This is a genomic window from Motilibacter deserti (genome assembly GCF_011250635.1).
Lineage (GTDB): Bacteria > Actinomycetota > Actinomycetes > Motilibacterales > Motilibacteraceae > Motilibacter_A > Motilibacter_A deserti.
This window is the reverse complement of record NZ_JAANNP010000013.1, coordinates 24944-39566: the sequence shown is the minus strand read 5'-3', so window position 1 is coordinate 39566 and position 14623 is coordinate 24944. Positions and strand designations below refer to the sequence as shown.

Here is a 14623-nt window from a genome sequence, read left to right as displayed (position 1 = left end):
CGTGCTTCGCTCAAGCCCGCCCGGCCCGCTGCCGAGTCGGGGGAGGTGACCGCCAGCACCGCCGTCGCCAGCGCCAGCACGACCCGCGCCGCCGCGCCCGGGACGTACCTCAACCCCGTGCTCGACGCGGGCCCCGAGGTCGACCATGGCGACCCTTTCGTCCTGGAGTTCCTCGGCGAGTACTTCCTCTACTACTCGGGGCCGACCAGCATCGCGGTCTGGCGCTCGAGCGACCTGGTGACGTGGGAGCCGGCCGGCACGGCCCTGACCGGCGCGCCCGCCGGGCACTGGGCCGAGGTCGAGCTCTGGGCGCCGGAGGTCGTCTACCGCGACGGCGAGTTCGTCATGTACGTCGCCGCGACCCGGCGCGGCGGGCCGGCCCGGACCTCGGGCAAGGCGGCCGGCGCCGACGGCGGCGACGACGAGCAGCGCCGCCAGGGCGTGGCGCGCTCCCGCTCGCCGCTGGGGCCGTTCGTCTGGGACGACACGCCGCTGGTCGACGAGTGGTCGATCGACGCGCACCCCTTCCTCGACGACGACGGCAGCGAGTGGCTGTTCTACAACGTGCGCAACGAGGAGACCCGGCACGCGGACGGCACGCTCGGCTGCGGCAACGTGGTGGACCGGGTGCTGGCCGACGGCCGGCTGGCCGGCGAGCCCGTGCCCGTCGCGTACCCGAGCGAGCCGTGGGAGGCGCACCCCGAGGGCGGGCAGTACTGGAACGAGGCGCCGTTCACGATGAAGCGCCACGGCCGCTACTACCAGATGTACTCGGGCGGCTTCTTCGGCGGCGACGGCTACAGCCTCGGCGTCACCGTCGCCGACTCGGTGACCGGCCCGTGGACGAAGGCGTCGCGCCACCCGATCTTCACGAGCGGCGCGCACGTCTCCGGGCCCGGCCACCACTGCGTCACCGTCGCGCCGGACGGCGTCACGCCGTACGCGGTCTACCACGGCTACGTCGGTGACGGCTACGGGCGCAAGGTCCACGCCGACCCGCTCTTCTGGGCCGGCGACGGGCCGCAGCTCGGCCTGGGCAGCACCCGGCCGACCAGCCCGTCGGGCCTGCCGCAGGCGCTGCCGCCGAAGCCCGTGTACGACGCCGACGTCGCCCCCTTCCACCTGCGCGCGTGGATGGAGGGCGCGGTGACCCTGGTCGACGGCGTCGGCGTGGCGCTCGACGGGCCCGTGCCGTGCCTGGTCGAGGCCGCGTACGACGGGGAGGCCCTGACCGTGCGGCGCAACGGCGCCGTCGTGGCCCGCCGGCAGGGGCCGGCCCGCCCGCAGCTGCACTGCGGCACGGTGCTCCACTCGGCCCTCACGTCCCGGCTCGACGTCGACGCCGAGCACGTGCTGGCCGCCGGTGAGGAGGTCGTCCGGGCCTGGGGCGGCGGCCTTCCCGTCTCCTGCTCGCTCGCGGTCTCGGGCCGCGTGCGGGTCGAGCTCGGCGACGAGGTGCTCGAGGTGGACGCCGCGCCGGACGCGTACGAGCTGGTGACGCTGTCCTCGCCGGCGGGCGCCGCGCAGCTGCGCGTCACGGCTGTCGGGCCGGCGCGGGTGGCCGACGTCGTGCTGGCGGCGCGCGCGGCGTGAGGGCCTGAGAGCCCGGGGCACGCGGGGATCGAGGCCCGAGGGTTGGGGCCGGTGGGCCGGGGAACGCGGATCGGCGTCGCCCCCTGACCCCAGGAGCCCAGATGACGCAGACCCGCCGAGGATTCCTCGCCGCCGCCGCAGCCGGAGGCGCGACGCTCGCCGTCGGCGGCCGCGCCGACGCGGCTCCGGCCCCCACCCTGCCCGCCGACCAGCCCGCCGGGCGGCTGGAGACGGTCGCCACGTTCTCCGGCCCGATGCCGACCGGCGTGACCGTGTCCGCCCTCGGCCGGGTCTTCGTCAACTTCCCGCGCTGGGGCGACACCGTGCCCGCGACGGTGGCCGAGCTGCGCGGCGGGCGGGCCGTCGCGTACCCGAACGCCACGATCAACCGCTATGACGCGCGGCCGCAGCAGGACCGCCTGGTGTCGGTGCAGAGCGTCGTCGTCGACCCACTAGACCGGTTGTGGATCGTGGACACCGGCAGCCCGAAGTTCGCGCCGACGACCTACGGTGGGCCCAAGCTCGTCGGGGTGGACCTGACGACGAACCGCGTGTTCGCGAAGATCCTCGTCCCGCAGGACGTCGCGCTGCCCACGTCCTATCTCAACGACGTCCGCTTCGACCTGCGCCGCGGCAACGGCGGGCTCGCCTTCCTCACCGACTCCTCGAGCACGGGCCCCAACGGCATCGTCGTCGTCGAGCTCGGCACCGGGCGCTCGTGGCGGCGGCTGCACGACCACCCGTCGACGAAGGCGGAACCTGGATTCCTGCCTCTGGTCGAGGGGCGGCCCGTCTACAGCTGGCGCAAGGGCGAGCAGCCGAAGAACCTCTCGCTCGGCAGCGACGGCATCGCGATCAGCGCCGACGGGGAGCGGCTGTTCTACTGCCCGCTCGCGAGCCGCCGGCTCTACTCGGTCTCCGTCGACGCGCTCGCCGACCCAGCGGTCTCCGACGCCGATGTCGCGGCGACCGTCGTAGACCACGGGGAGAAGGGCGGCGGCTCCGACGGCCTCGAGTCCGACGCCGCCGGCGGGGTCTACCTCACGCAGTACGAGCACAACGCGATCGTCCGCCGCTCGGCCAGCGGGACGTTCCGCACGGTCGTCCACGACCCGCGGCTGCTCTGGCCGGACACGATGTCCCTCGCTGCGGACGGATATCTGTACGTCACGGCGAACCAGCTGCACCGCGGCCCGGACTACCACGGCGGCAAGGACCTGCGCCGCAAGCCGTACGTCCTCTTCCGCACCAAGGTCGACGCCGCCCCGGTGCGCCTGCGCCCCTGACCTCCCGCACCGTCGGTCGGTGCGCGTCCCTTCTCGGATGAATGCGTCGTTCAAGCGATAGGTTCGCTTGAACGACGCATTCATGCCGAGGGGGGCGTCAGAGCTTCGGGAAGAGCACGTCCCCGTTCTCGCCCTGCTCGAAGACGGTGGCCGCCGGGCCGACGATGAGCGGGTCCGGCGGACCGACGACCTCGGCGTCCTTGCCGGTGTAGTCGAACCGGTTGAGCACGTGGCGCATGGCCTCGAGCCGCGCGCGCTTCTTGTCGTTGCTCTTCACCACGGTCCACGGCGCGTCGGCGGTGTCGGTGTAGAAGAACATCGCCTCCTTCGCCTCGGTGTAGTCGTCCCAGCGGTCGAGCGACTCCAGGTCCATCGGGGAGAGCTTCCACTGGCGTACCGGGTCGATCTGCCGGATGAGGAAGCGGGTGCGCTGCTCGGCCTGCGACACCGAGAACCACAGCTTGACCAGGTGGATGCCGGAACGGACGAGCATGCGCTCGAGGTCGGGCGCCTGTCGCATGAACTCGAGGTACTCCGACGGGGTCGTGAACCCCATGACCCGCTCGACGCCGGCGCGGTTGTACCAGGACCGATCGAAGAGCACGATCTCGCCGGCCGCGGGCAGATGCGCGACGTAGCGCTGGAAGTACCACTGCGTGCGCTCGCGCTCGGACGGCTTCTCGAGCGCGACGACCTGGGCGCCGCGCGGGTTGAGGTGCTCGGTGAACCGCTTGATCGTGCCGCCCTTGCCGGCCGCGTCGCGCCCTTCGAAGAGGATGACCAGCCGCTCGCCCGAGGACTTGATCCAGTTCTGCAGCTTCAGCAGCTCGATCTGCAAGACGCGCTTGGTGCGGTCGTACTCGTGCCGGGTCATGCGCTCGGAGTACGGGTAGCCCTCGCGCCACGTGTCGATGACGCTGCCGTCGGCGCGCAGCAGGATCGGCTCGCCCTCCTCGTCGACGTCGACGCGCAGGTGCGAGAGCTCCTCCGCCAAGGGAGTCGGCTCGACGGTCTTCCGGATGTCCGGCGGGACCACCTCGACCGCCGGCGGGAGGTGGCTCACCGGCGACGCCGGGGTCTCCGCGCCCGCCGCCGTGCCCTCGGGCAGGTCCAGCTCGTCCGTCTCGGCCTCGCCCATGGCCAGGTGCCCCTTCCTCGTCGTGTTCGCTTCCCCGGGGTCCCTACCCCGCATCGGGCCGGTCGCGCGCGATGGGACGGTGAACTCTCGGATGCTTCCGCGGTCCCGGCTCGGGACGCTCGACCGGCGGCCCCGGCGGCGGGCTGCCTGCCCGGTGCGGCTCCGGCCGGCTGGCAGGATGGTCGGTCGTGGGAGACGAGCTAGGGCCCTCGCGTACGGCGCGCATCGACCTCGGCGCCATCCGGTCGAACGTCGAGTCGCTGCGCGCGCACGCGGGGCAGGCCGAGGTCCTCGCGGTCGTCAAGGCGGACGCGTACGGCCACGGGCTGCTCCCGTCCGCCCGGGCCGCGCGCGCTGCGGGGGCCAGCTGGCTCGGCGTCGCCCTGCTCGAGGAGGCCCTGGCGCTGCGCGCCGCCGGGGTCGACGGCCGGCTGCTGGCCTGGCTGCTCGCGCCGGGGGAGCCGCGGCTCGCCGACGCGGTCGCCGCGGACGTGGACCTCTCGGTGTCTGCGGTGTGGGGCGTCGACGAGGCCGTCGCCGCGGCGCGGGCCGTGGGCCGGCCGGCCCGGCTGCACCTCAAGGCCGACACCGGGCTCTCGCGCGGTGGCGCGACCGCCGCGGACTGGGACCAGCTCGTCGCGACCGCGCTGCGCGCCGAGGCCGACGGCACGGTGCGCGTCGTGGGGGTCTGGACGCACCTGGCGTGGGCGGACGTCCCCGACCACCCGACGGTGGACAAGCAGCTCGACGCCTTCGCGTACGCCGTGGAGCGCGCCGAGCGCGCCGGCGCGCGGCTCGAGGTGCGGCACGCCGCCAACAGCGCGGCGACCCTGACCCGCCCCGACGCGAGGTTCGACCTGGTCCGGCCGGGGCTGGCGGTCTACGGGCTCTCCCCGGTGCCGCAGCTCGGCGGGCCGGAGGCGTACGGCCTGCGCCCGGCGATGACGCTGACGGCCAAGCTGGCACTCGTGAAGCGGGTCCCCGAGGGCAGTGGCGTGTCCTACGGGCACGCCTATGTCACGCCCCGCGACACGACGGTCGGGCTCGTGCCGCTCGGCTACGCCGACGGCGTCCCGCGGCACGCGTCCGGGAGCGGCCCGGTGCTGGCGGCGGGGCGGCGGCGTAAGGTCGCGGGGCGGGTCTGCATGGATCAGTTCGTGCTCGACCTCGGCGACGACGCGGCGGCGGCGGGCGACGAGGTCGTGCTGTTCGGGGCGGGCGACGACGGAGCCCCGACCGCCGAGGAGTGGGCGCAGGCGGCGGGCACCATCTCCTACGAGATCGTCGCCCGGCTCGGACCGCGCGTGCACCGCGTCTGGGTGGACGGGTGAGGGTCGGCCTCGCCGCGCTGCCGCGGGCGGGCGTCGTGGGCGCCGGGCTCGGGCTGGCCGCCGCGGGCGCTGCGGTGGGCGTGCTCGCCGAGCGCCGGGTGCTCCGCCGCCGCCGTGCCGGGGAGCCGTTCCCCTGGCCTGCCGACGCCCCGGGCCGCGACGTCATGACGGACGACGGCGTACGCCTGCACGTCGAGGTGGACGAGCCCGGGCCGGGGTGCGCTCCGCTGACCGTCGTGCTGGTGCACGGCTTCGGCAACGACCTGCGGGCCTTCCGCTACCAGCGCCGCGCGCTCGCGCCGTACGCCCGGCTCGTGCTCTTCGACCAGCGCGGGCACGGCCGATCGGGCGGCACCGACCCGCGCTCCCGGCTCGACCGGTCGGTCATCGACCAGCTCGGCGCGGACCTCGCCCGGGTGCTGGCCGAGTGCGCGCCGGACGGGCCGGTCGTGCTCGTCGGGCACTCGATGGGCGGCATGACGGTCATGGCCCTCGCGGACCAGCACCCCGAGCTCTTCGGGCCGCGGGTCGTGGGCGTCGCCCTCATCTCCACCTCGCCGGGGCAGCTCGCCGAGGTCACCCTGGGGCTGCCGGCCGCCGCCGGTCGCCTCGTGCACCGCACCGCGCCGCCGCTCCTGCGGGTGGCGACGCGGCAGGCGCAGCTGGTCGAGCGCGGCCGGCGGGTGACCGGCGACGTCGCGTACGCGCTGGCCCGGCGCTACGCGTTCGGCGGCGACGTGCCACCCGAGCTCGTCGCGTTCGTGACCGAGATGGTCGCCGCGACGCCGGTGCAGACCCTCGCCGAGGTCTTCCCCGCCTTCGCCGCGCACGACAAGCTGCGCGCGCTGGACGCGCTCGCCCCGCTGCCCGCGCTCGTGCTGGTGGGGGAGCGGGACCTGTTGACCCCCGCCGACCACAGTCGTGCGATCGCCGCGCGGCTGCCGCACGCCGAGCTGGTGGTCGTCCCCGAGGCCGGGCACATGGTCGTCCTCGAGCGCCCGGACGCGGTGGACGCGGCCCTGGCGCGGCTGCTCGCGCGCGCCGAGCCGGCGGCCGCGGGGGCGGGGCGATGACCGTCCTCGACCCGGCCGGCTGCGCCCCCGCCCAGCCGGACTGGAGGTCGCTCGCGGTCACCGTCCGGGGGTGCGTCGCGTGCGCGGAGCTGGTCGAGACGCGCACGAACGTCGTCCCCGGCGTACGCCCCGACTCCGCCGACGTGCTGCTCGTCGGGGAGGCGCCCGGCGCGCAGGAGGACGAGTCCGGGGTCCCGTTCGTCGGCAAGGCGGGCCAGCTGCTCGACGGGCTGCTGGAGGAGGCGGGGCTGCCGCGCGACCGGGTGGCGGTGGCCAACGTGCTGAAGTGCCGGCCGCCGAAGAACCGGAAGCCGACCCGCGGTGAGGTAGCCCGCTGCCGCCCGTGGCTCGCCCGGCAGATCGAGCTCGCCGACCCCGTCCTCATCGTGACGCTCGGCGGAACGGCTGCCGAATGGGTGCTGAAGCCTGGCGTACGAATCGGTGAACTGCGGTTTGCTGATGTGCACTACGCAGGACGTCGCGTGCTGTGCACCTACCACCCGTCGGCCGCGATCCGGTTCGGCCCGAAGGGGCAGCCGATGGCGGCGCTGCGCGAGGACCTCGCGCGGGCCGCGGCGCTCGCCGCCGAGCTGCGGGCGGCGCGCTAGGCGGCGTCACGCTTTCCGGTGGCGACGCGGTGCGCCCGGCTCTAACGTGAGCAGTGCCGCACCGATCCGTCCACGAAAGGGCGTTTCCATGCACATGCGTCGACTTCTCGCCACGTCTGCTGCTGCGGCTCTCCTCGGCAGCGCAGCCGTCGCCACCGCCCCCTCGGCCTCCGCCGCGGACCTGGGCACCGTCCCCCTGGCCTCCGTGCTCCTCGGCAGCGGCGGCCCGACCTACGACCGCAACGACGACGACTACGACATCGTCAGCGGTGCGGTCCTCGCGGTCCTCGCCGCGAAGCCGTCGTCCCCGCTGGCGCTCCTGGCCGACGGGACCGTCCCGTTGACCGCGTTCCTGCCCGACGACCGGGCCTTCCGCAAGCTCGTCATCTCCGTGACCGGCTCGAGCGTCAAGGCCGAGCAGGCCAACCTCGCGGTGGTCGCCTCGCTCGGCATCGACGCCGTCGAGTCCGTGCTGCTCTACCACGTCGTGCCGGCGACGGTCGACGCGACGACGGCGGGCCAGGCCGACGGCGTCAACCTCGCCACGGTCGCCGGGCCCTCCTTCACCGTCGACGTCGGGCAGTCGATCCGGCTCGTCGACGGGTCCTCCGCGACCAAGGACGCGAAGGTCAAGGTCGCCGACGTCAACGTCGGCAACCGCCAGGTCGCGCACGGCCTCGACCGGGTGCTGCTGCCGTCCTGACCCCCGTGTGGGGACGGGCGCCCCGCGACCGGGGCGCCCGTCCCTCCGCCGGCTACCGCCGGAGGGCGGTGAGCAGGAGGTACTCCCACTCCATCTCGAAGGACCCCCCGGCCCCCACCGTGAAGCGGCGAGCGAGGTCGGCGATGGCGGCGTCCAGCGCGGCAGTGCGCTCCGCGTCGCCCTCGAGCGAGCGGAAGACCGCGATGGTCGGCCCGTAGACCGCCTTGAAGAAGTCGCGCAGCTCCTCACCGCTGGAGAAGCGGCAGACCGGCAGCGCCTGCCGACGCGCCTGCACGTCGACGACCGCGTCGCCGAGCAGCGTGCGGACGTGGTCCTCGGAGCCCCACAGCGGCGGGGGAGAGGCGCCGGGCGGGGGCGGCGGGGCGTACGGCTTCATCGTGGCGAACAGCTGCCCGATGAAGCCTTCCGGCGTCCAGTTGATGAGGCCGATGCGGCCGCCGGGCCGGCAGACCCGGACCAGCTCGTCCGCGGTGCGCTGGTGGTGCGGCGCGAACATCACGCCGACGCACGAGAGCACCGCGTCGAAGCTGGCGTCCGCGAGCGGCAGCGCCTCCGCGTCCGCCTCCTGCCACTCGAGCCTCACCCCCGCTCTGTCCGCCTGTTTGCGGCCCACCTCGAGCAGCTCGGGCGTGAGGTCGGTGGCGAGCACGTCGGCGCCGGCCGCCGCGGCGGGCAGCGCGACGTTGCCGGAGCCGGCGGCGACGTCCAGCACGCGCTCGCCGGCGCGTACGCCGCTCGCCTCCACGAGGATCGGGCCGAGCGGCGCGATGACCTCGTCCACGACGGCCGGGTAGTTCCCGAGCGCCCACATGGCGCGGTGCTTGGCCTTGAGGGCGCGGTCCTGCTCGATCGACTCCGGCGACGAGCCCTGCGCCGGAGGCTGGGCCTGCGTCTGCGCCTGGGTCTGGGTCACGGTGTTCTCCTTCTGGTCGGTTGTCACGCCCCCGACGGTAGGAAGCGCGCGCAGGCCCGACTAGTACGCGTTCTGTACCAGTCCGCGTGGGGGATTGGGCGGGGCGCGTCGGGGCCCTGGAGCGAAGGATTGCGCACAACTGAATTGCGCCCTACTCTTGTCTCGTGAGCAAGGAGACGGGGCTCGAGCAGGCGGTCTGCTTCTCGCTCTACGCCGCCTCGCGGGCCATGACGTCGCTCTACCGGCCGGTGCTCGAGCCGCTCGGGCTGACCTATCCGCAGTACGTCGTGATGCTCGTGCTGTGGCGTCGGGGCGAGGCCTCGGTCGGCGAGCTCGGGGAGGCGCTGGCGCTGGACAGCGGCACGCTCTCGCCGCTGCTCAAGCGGCTGGAGGCGCAGGGCTACGTGCGCCGCGGGCGGAGCCCGCGCGACGAGCGCGTCGTGCTCGTCACGCCCACCCCGGCCGGGCTCGCGCTGCACGACACGCTGCGGGACCTGCCCGAGCGGCTGGGCTGCGCGCTCGACCTCGACGGCACGGACCTGGGGCAGCTGCAGTCGCTGCTGTCCCGGGTGCGCGCAGCGGCGGCCGTCGCCGCGCTCTAGGCCGGGGGAGATCCTCCCGGCCACTCCCGCATCCGGCGGGACCGACACGAACGGAGAGACCGATGCAGGCTGTCTACACCGCCTCGGCGACCGCGACCGGCGACGGGCGCAACGGCCACTCGCGCTCGAGCGACGGCGTCCTCGACGTCGAGCTCGCGGTGCCGAAGGAGATGGGCGGCCCCGGCGGCGCCACCAACCCCGAGCAGCTCTTCGCCGCCGGCTACGCCGCCTGCTTCCACGGCGCGCTGAAGCTCGTGGCGCGCAAGGAGGGCATCTCGCTCACCGACACCGCCATCACCGTCGACGTCGGCATCGGCGACAACGGCCAGGGTGGCTTCGGGCTGCAGGTCGCCATCGAGGCCGAGCTGCCGAGCGTGGACGAGGCCACGGCCCGGGAGCTGCTGGAGAAGGCGCACCAGGTGTGCCCCTACTCCAACGCGACCCGCGGCAACGTCGAGGTCTCCCTCGGGCTCGCCTGACGCCTGCCCCGCGCCTCGCGCCCCCTCCCGTGCGGTGCGGGTGGGGCGCGCCGTGCTGGTCGGGCCGCTCAGCGCGTGACGACGACCTTGGTGCCGACGGGCGCGAACTTCCAGAGCGCGGCCGCGTCGACCGGGGCCTGGCGCACGCAGCCCGCGCTGAGCGGCTTGCCGAGGTCCGCGAGGCGCTGCTCGTAGCCGCCGCTCCGCTTCTTGGGGATGTCGTGGAAGCCGATCGGCGCGCCCGTCCGCTCGCCGTAGGTGAAGCGGACCATGTAGTTCATCGTCGCGTCCGAGACCGAGCTGCTCGTGTGCATCGACTTGGAGTAGACGCGGAACGTCCCCGGGTCCGGCTGCGAGGGGCGCCCGGAGACGAGGTACGTCCGGGCCACCCTGCCGTCGGCGCCGACCAGCCAGACCTGCTGGCGCGCGATCGAGTAGACGATCCGCTTGCCGGTCCCGGACCCCGCCGGCAGGCCGGTGCGGGCCGGCCGCGGCGCCCGGTCCTTGGTGGCGGCGGCGCGGGGCTTCGCCGCTCGGTCCCCGGTCGCAGGGCCCTGGGGGCGTACGCCGGACGGCGCGACGGCCGGGCCGCCGGTGCGTACGTCGCTCGCCAGCAGCTCCGGGGCGACCGGGGCGGGTGCGGCCGACGCGGCCCCGGCCCCGGTCAGGCCGGCGGTGAGGCCGAGCACGAGGGCGGCGAGCGCGGGGGACAGGCGACGCGACATGCCCCCATGGTCGCAGCAATGGGCCCGGTGCTGTCGACGTAGCCTGCGACCGTGTCGGACCGAGCTGCGCAGGCCCCCGCGGACGGGCCCGTCGTCCTGCGCCGCATGCGCTGGTGGGACGTCGAGCCCGCGCTCGCCCTGGAGCGCGTGCTCTTCCCCGACGACCCGTGGTCGGCCGAGCTGTTCTGGTCCGAGCTCGCCGGCTGGCCGGAGACCCGGCACTACGTCGTGGCCGTACGCGGTGGCGCGCTCGTCGGCTACGCGGGCCTGTCCGCGCCCGCGGGCGACGCCGACGTGCAGACGCTGGCCGTGGCGCCCGACGCACAGGGCCGGGGCGTCGGCCGCACGCTGCTCGACGCCCTGCTCGCGGAGGCCGCGCGCCGCGGCGCCCCGGCGGTCTTCCTCGAGGTGCGCACCGACAACGACCCGGCGCTGCGGCTCTACGCGTCCCGCGGCTTCGAGCGCATCTCGGTCCGCCGCGGCTACTACGACGGCGGCCGCGTGGACGCGGCGGTGCTGCGGAAGCTGATGTCGAGTGCCTGAACTTCGCTTCACCCTATTCACCTTCCCCCGCTGATCAAGCACTTATGGCGAGTTGTCCACAGCAGGCCTGCTGTGGACAACTCGCCACATGCGCATGATCAGCGGGAGGGGGTGGTGGGTCAGAGGCGGTGCAGCCCCGGGTTGCCCGCCTCGACCGCGAACGACGCGCGCGTCTCGAGCGGCGCGCCCTGCGTCGTCACGTACGGCACGACCTTGAAGTCGGCGCGCAGCTGGTCGCGCTCGGCCTTCGCCAGGATGTAGCCGCGCCGGCTGTTGTAGAGCTTGATGTGCGGGTTCTCGGCGAGCTGTGCGGTGCCCGTCGCCGTCGTCTCCGAGCCGTTGCCGCCGGACGTGATCGACGTCGTGACAAGCTCGACGCCGAGCGTCTTCGAGGCCGGGTTGCGGAAGTCGGCCTTGATGTCGCTGGCGTAGTGCACGTGGACGTCGCCGGTGAGGACGACGGGGTTCGTGGCCCCGCTGCCGCCGAAGCCGGAGAGGATCCGCTTGCGGGAGGCGACGTACCCGTCCCAGGAGTCCATGCCGTACTCGTCGACGGCGCCGACGACGCGGTCGCGCTGGGAGAAGAACACCTGCTGGCCGAGGATGTCCCAGGTGGCCTCGGACCGGCGCAGCCCGTCGAGGAGCCAGCGCTCCTGCTTGTCGCCGGTGATGGAGCGTGCCTCGTCCTCGGCCGGGCCGCACCCCGCGCGCCAGCCGTCGTTGCACGCCTGGTCGCTGCGGAACTGCCGCGTGTCCATCATGTGGAGGCTGGCCAGGTTGCCCCAGCTGAGCCGGCGGAACAGCTGCATCTCGAGGTTGCGGGGCGTCGAGGCGCGGCGGAACGGCATGTTCTCGTAGTACGCCTGGTAGGCCCAGGCGCGGCGCTGCCGGAAGTACTCCACGGTGTCGGCGGCGTTCTCGCTGATGTCGCCGGCGTAGTTGTTCTCGACCTCGTGGTCGTCGGGCACCGCGGCCCACGGGGCGGCGGCGTGCGCGAGCTGCAGGTCTGGGTCGGTCTTGTACTGCGCGTAGCGCGTGCGGTAGTCGGCGAGGGTCTTGATCTCCTTGCCGCCGCTGTGCCGGCGTGCTCCCGTGCCGCCCGCACCCTCGTAGATGTAGTCGCCGAGGTGCAGCACGAGGTCCGGCATCTCGTTGGCCAGGTGCCGGTACGCCGTGAAGTAGCCGGCGGAGAAGTTCGAGCAGGAGGCGATCGCCATCGTCAGCGCACTGACGATGCTGCCCACGGCAGGGGCCGTGAGAGTGCGGCCGACGGGGGAGATGTGCTCGTCGATGCGGAAGCGGTAGTAGAGCTCCTTGCCCGAGGGCAAGCCGGTGAGCTCGACGTGGATGGCGTAGCCCTCGTCGCGGCGCGCGTGCTTGGTGCCGCGACGGACGACACGACTAAAATTCAGGTCTTCGGCTACCTGGAACTCGACGTCGTACTTCTCCGCGGTCATGCCACCGAAGCCGTCTTCGGCCAACGGGTCGACCGCGAGGCGGGTCCAGAGGACGACGCCGTCGGGCGAGGGGTCGCCGGAGGCGATGCCGAGGGTGAAGGGGTACGCGATGCGGCCCGGGCGGATCTTCGGGACCGCGAGCGCGGACGTGCCCGGCAGCAGGCCGCCGACCACGGCGCCGGTGCCGGCCGCGGCGGTGCCGAGCAGGACGGCGCGTCGGGAGAGGGAGGGGTTCGTCACGCCCGGAAGCCAATCGACGCACAGGGACGCTGCGTCGTACTCCAGGTGACATGTTCCGGACAGCTCGGGCAACAACCGGCAACGCGCACCGGGCTCGCCCCCACCCTCCGCGACGATCATGCAGAGTTGGCGAGTTGTCCACGGCTGGTGACTGTGGACAACTCGCCAACATTGCTTGATCAGCGGGGTAGTGAGTAGGCGCCCCGTGAGGCCGTCAAGTCAGAGGCGGTTGAGCTTCGGGTTCCCCGCCTCGACGACGAACGACGCGCGCGTGGAGACCGGCGCGTCCGGCACGGTCACGGACGGGACCACCTTGTAGTCGGCGCGCATCTGGCCGTGCTCCCAGCGGGTGGAGACGTATCCGCGCTGGGAGTTGAAGAACTTGATGTGCGGGTTCTCGGTGAGCGCGGTCTGGCCGGCCGTCGTCATGTCCGAGCCGTTGCCGCCGGAGGTGATCGAGGTGCAGACCAGCTCGACGCCGACCGTCTTCGAGTCCGGGTTGCGGAAGTCGGCCTTGAGCTCGTTGGCCCAGTTGCTGTGCACGTCGCCGGTGAGCACGACGGGGTTCGCCGCGCCGGTGCCGCCGAAGCCGGACATGATGCGCCTGCGCGAGGCGACGTACCCGTCCCAGACGTCCATCGAGTAGGACTCGACCGGGCCGAGCGTGCTGTCGCGCTGGGCGAAGAAGACCTGGTTGCCGAGGACGTCCCACGTCGACGCCTGCTTGTGCAGGCCCTCGAGCAGCCAGCGCTCCTGCTTGGCGCCGGTGATCGTGCGGTTCTCGTCGAGCGCCGCGGCGCAGCCGGTGCGGGTGCCGTCGCCGCACGCCTGGTCGTCGCGGAACTGGCGCGTGTCGAGCATGTGGAACGTCGCCAGGTCGCCCCACGCGAGCCGGCGGAAGATCTGCATCTCCGGGCCCTTGGGCGTGGAGGCGCGGCGGAACGGCATGTTCTCGTAGTACGCCTGGTACGCCCACGCACGGCGCTGGCGGAAGTACTCGGTCGTGTCGCCGGCGTTCTCGCTGACGTCGCCGGCCCAGTTGTTCTCGACCTCGTGGTCGTCGTTCACCGCGACCCACGGCGAGTTCGCGTGCGCGAGCTGCAGGTCCGGGTCGGTCTTGTACTGCGCGTGCCGCTGCCGGTAGCCCGCGAGCGTCTGCGTCTCCGGGCCGAGGATGCGCCGCGTCGTGTTGCCCGACTGCGTGTACTCGTAGTTGTAGTCGCCGAGGTGCAGCACCAGGTCGGGCATCTCGTTGGCCAGGTGGCGGTACGCGGTGAACCAGCCGGTCTCGAAGCGCGAGCACGAGGCGAACGCCATGTGCAGCGCCGCGACGCTGCTGCCGAGCGCGGGCGCGGTCAGCGTGCGGCCGACGGGGGAGATGTGCTCGTCGATGCGGAAGCGGTAGTAGAGCTCGGCGCCCGAGGGCAGGCCGGTGAGCTCGACGTGGATGGCGTAGCCCTCGTCGCGGCGGGCGTGCTTGGTGCCGCGGCGGGCGATCTTGCTGAACGCGAGGTCCTCCGCGACCTGGAACTCGACGTCGTACTTGTCCTTCGACAGACCACCGAAGCCGTCTTCGGCCACCGGGTCCGTAGCGAGCCGGGTCCAGAGGACGACGCCGTCGGGGGACGGGTCGCCGGAGGCGATGCCGAGGGTGAAGGGGTACGCCATGCGCCCCGGGCGGATCTTCGGGACGGCGAGCGCGGACGTGCCGGGCAGCAGGCCGCCGACGACGGCGCCGGTGCCGACGGCCGCGCCACCGAGGAGGAGGGAACGGCGGGAGAAGGGAGAAGTCGTCACGGCGAGGAGCGAACCGTGCCGGACGCTACCGGTTCCAGGGGCAACGAGTGACGTTTGGCCCACGTCCTGGCGACGAGCAGGTAGCCCGTTGTCCCCGCAAGCTGGGGCATACCG

14 protein-coding genes are annotated in these 14623 nt (G+C 73.6%); 9 read left to right on the top strand and 5 right to left on the bottom strand.

The window, feature by feature from the left end; all coding sequences use genetic code 11:
• Positions 1–45 precede the first annotated feature (45 nt).
• Complete coding sequence (locus G9H71_RS14310) at positions 46–1593, top strand: glycoside hydrolase family 43 protein (protein ID WP_166282979.1); 1548 nt, start codon at positions 46–48, stop codon at positions 1591–1593.
• 101 nt (positions 1594–1694) lie between these two features.
• The gene (locus tag G9H71_RS14305; RefSeq protein WP_166282977.1) at positions 1695–2879 is read left to right on the top strand and encodes an L-dopachrome tautomerase-related protein; all 1185 of its coding nucleotides are present in this window, start codon (positions 1695–1697) and stop codon (positions 2877–2879) included.
• 97 nt (positions 2880–2976) lie between these two features.
• On the opposite strand, the gene ppk2 is transcribed toward G9H71_RS14305, so the two are convergent.
• Positions 2977–4017, bottom strand: a complete 1041-nt coding sequence (gene ppk2, locus G9H71_RS14300) for a polyphosphate kinase 2 (protein ID WP_166282975.1) — start codon at positions 4015–4017, stop codon at positions 2977–2979.
• A gap of 188 nt (positions 4018–4205) precedes the next feature.
• Between ppk2 and alr the strand changes: the two genes are divergently transcribed.
• The 4 genes from alr to G9H71_RS14280 all read left to right on the top strand — a co-directional run bounded on the left by alr (position 4206) and on the right by G9H71_RS14280 (position 7732).
• Positions 4206–5348: an alanine racemase gene (gene alr, locus G9H71_RS14295; protein WP_166282973.1), complete on the top strand. Its 1143-nt coding sequence runs from the start codon at positions 4206–4208 to the stop codon at positions 5346–5348.
• On the top strand, positions 5345–6421 hold the full coding sequence (locus G9H71_RS14290) for an alpha/beta fold hydrolase (protein ID WP_331273009.1): 1077 nt from the start codon (positions 5345–5347) through the stop codon (positions 6419–6421). Before alr ends, G9H71_RS14290 begins: the two co-directional genes overlap by 4 nt.
• Entirely contained in the window at positions 6418–7029 is a 612-nt protein-coding gene (locus G9H71_RS14285) for a uracil-DNA glycosylase (RefSeq protein WP_166282971.1), read from the top strand. The genes G9H71_RS14290 and G9H71_RS14285 overlap by 4 nt, the downstream gene beginning before the upstream one ends.
• Before the next feature lie 88 nt (positions 7030–7117).
• Positions 7118–7732 (top strand): fasciclin domain-containing protein, encoded by a 615-nt coding sequence (locus G9H71_RS14280; protein ID WP_166282969.1) that lies wholly within the window; start codon positions 7118–7120, stop codon positions 7730–7732.
• Positions 7733–7784: 52 nt separating this feature from the next.
• Here G9H71_RS14280 and G9H71_RS14275 read toward each other — a convergent pair whose 3' ends face one another.
• The gene (locus tag G9H71_RS14275; protein ID WP_166283021.1) at positions 7785–8564 is read right to left on the bottom strand and encodes a class I SAM-dependent methyltransferase; all 780 of its coding nucleotides are present in this window, start codon (positions 8562–8564) and stop codon (positions 7785–7787) included.
• A 266-nt stretch (positions 8565–8830) separates the two neighbouring features.
• Between G9H71_RS14275 and G9H71_RS14270 the strand changes: the two genes are divergently transcribed.
• Together G9H71_RS14270 and G9H71_RS14265 are read left to right on the top strand one after the other, a co-directional pair.
• Positions 8831–9268: a MarR family winged helix-turn-helix transcriptional regulator gene (locus G9H71_RS14270; protein ID WP_331273007.1), complete on the top strand. Its 438-nt coding sequence runs from the start codon at positions 8831–8833 to the stop codon at positions 9266–9268.
• Between the two features lie 62 nt (positions 9269–9330).
• The gene (locus G9H71_RS14265; protein WP_166282967.1) at positions 9331–9747 is read left to right on the top strand and encodes an organic hydroperoxide resistance protein; all 417 of its coding nucleotides are present in this window, start codon (positions 9331–9333) and stop codon (positions 9745–9747) included.
• A gap of 68 nt (positions 9748–9815) precedes the next feature.
• Here G9H71_RS14265 and G9H71_RS14260 read toward each other — a convergent pair whose 3' ends face one another.
• The gene (locus G9H71_RS14260) at positions 9816–10472 is read right to left on the bottom strand and encodes a L,D-transpeptidase (protein ID WP_166282965.1); all 657 of its coding nucleotides are present in this window, start codon (positions 10470–10472) and stop codon (positions 9816–9818) included.
• A gap of 51 nt (positions 10473–10523) precedes the next feature.
• Here G9H71_RS14260 and rimI point away from each other — a divergent pair, with 51 nt between their 5' ends.
• The gene (gene rimI / locus G9H71_RS14255) at positions 10524–11015 is read left to right on the top strand and encodes a ribosomal protein S18-alanine N-acetyltransferase (RefSeq protein WP_331273006.1); all 492 of its coding nucleotides are present in this window, start codon (positions 10524–10526) and stop codon (positions 11013–11015) included.
• 119 nt (positions 11016–11134) lie between these two features.
• On the opposite strand, the gene G9H71_RS14250 is transcribed toward rimI, so the two are convergent.
• Together G9H71_RS14250 and G9H71_RS14245 are read right to left on the bottom strand one after the other, a co-directional pair.
• Complete coding sequence (locus G9H71_RS14250; protein ID WP_331273005.1) at positions 11135–12712, bottom strand: alkaline phosphatase D family protein; 1578 nt, start codon at positions 12710–12712, stop codon at positions 11135–11137.
• Between the two features lie 219 nt (positions 12713–12931).
• Positions 12932–14509: an alkaline phosphatase D family protein gene (locus tag G9H71_RS14245; protein WP_166282961.1), complete on the bottom strand. Its 1578-nt coding sequence runs from the start codon at positions 14507–14509 to the stop codon at positions 12932–12934.
• Positions 14510–14623: the final 114 nt, after the last annotated feature.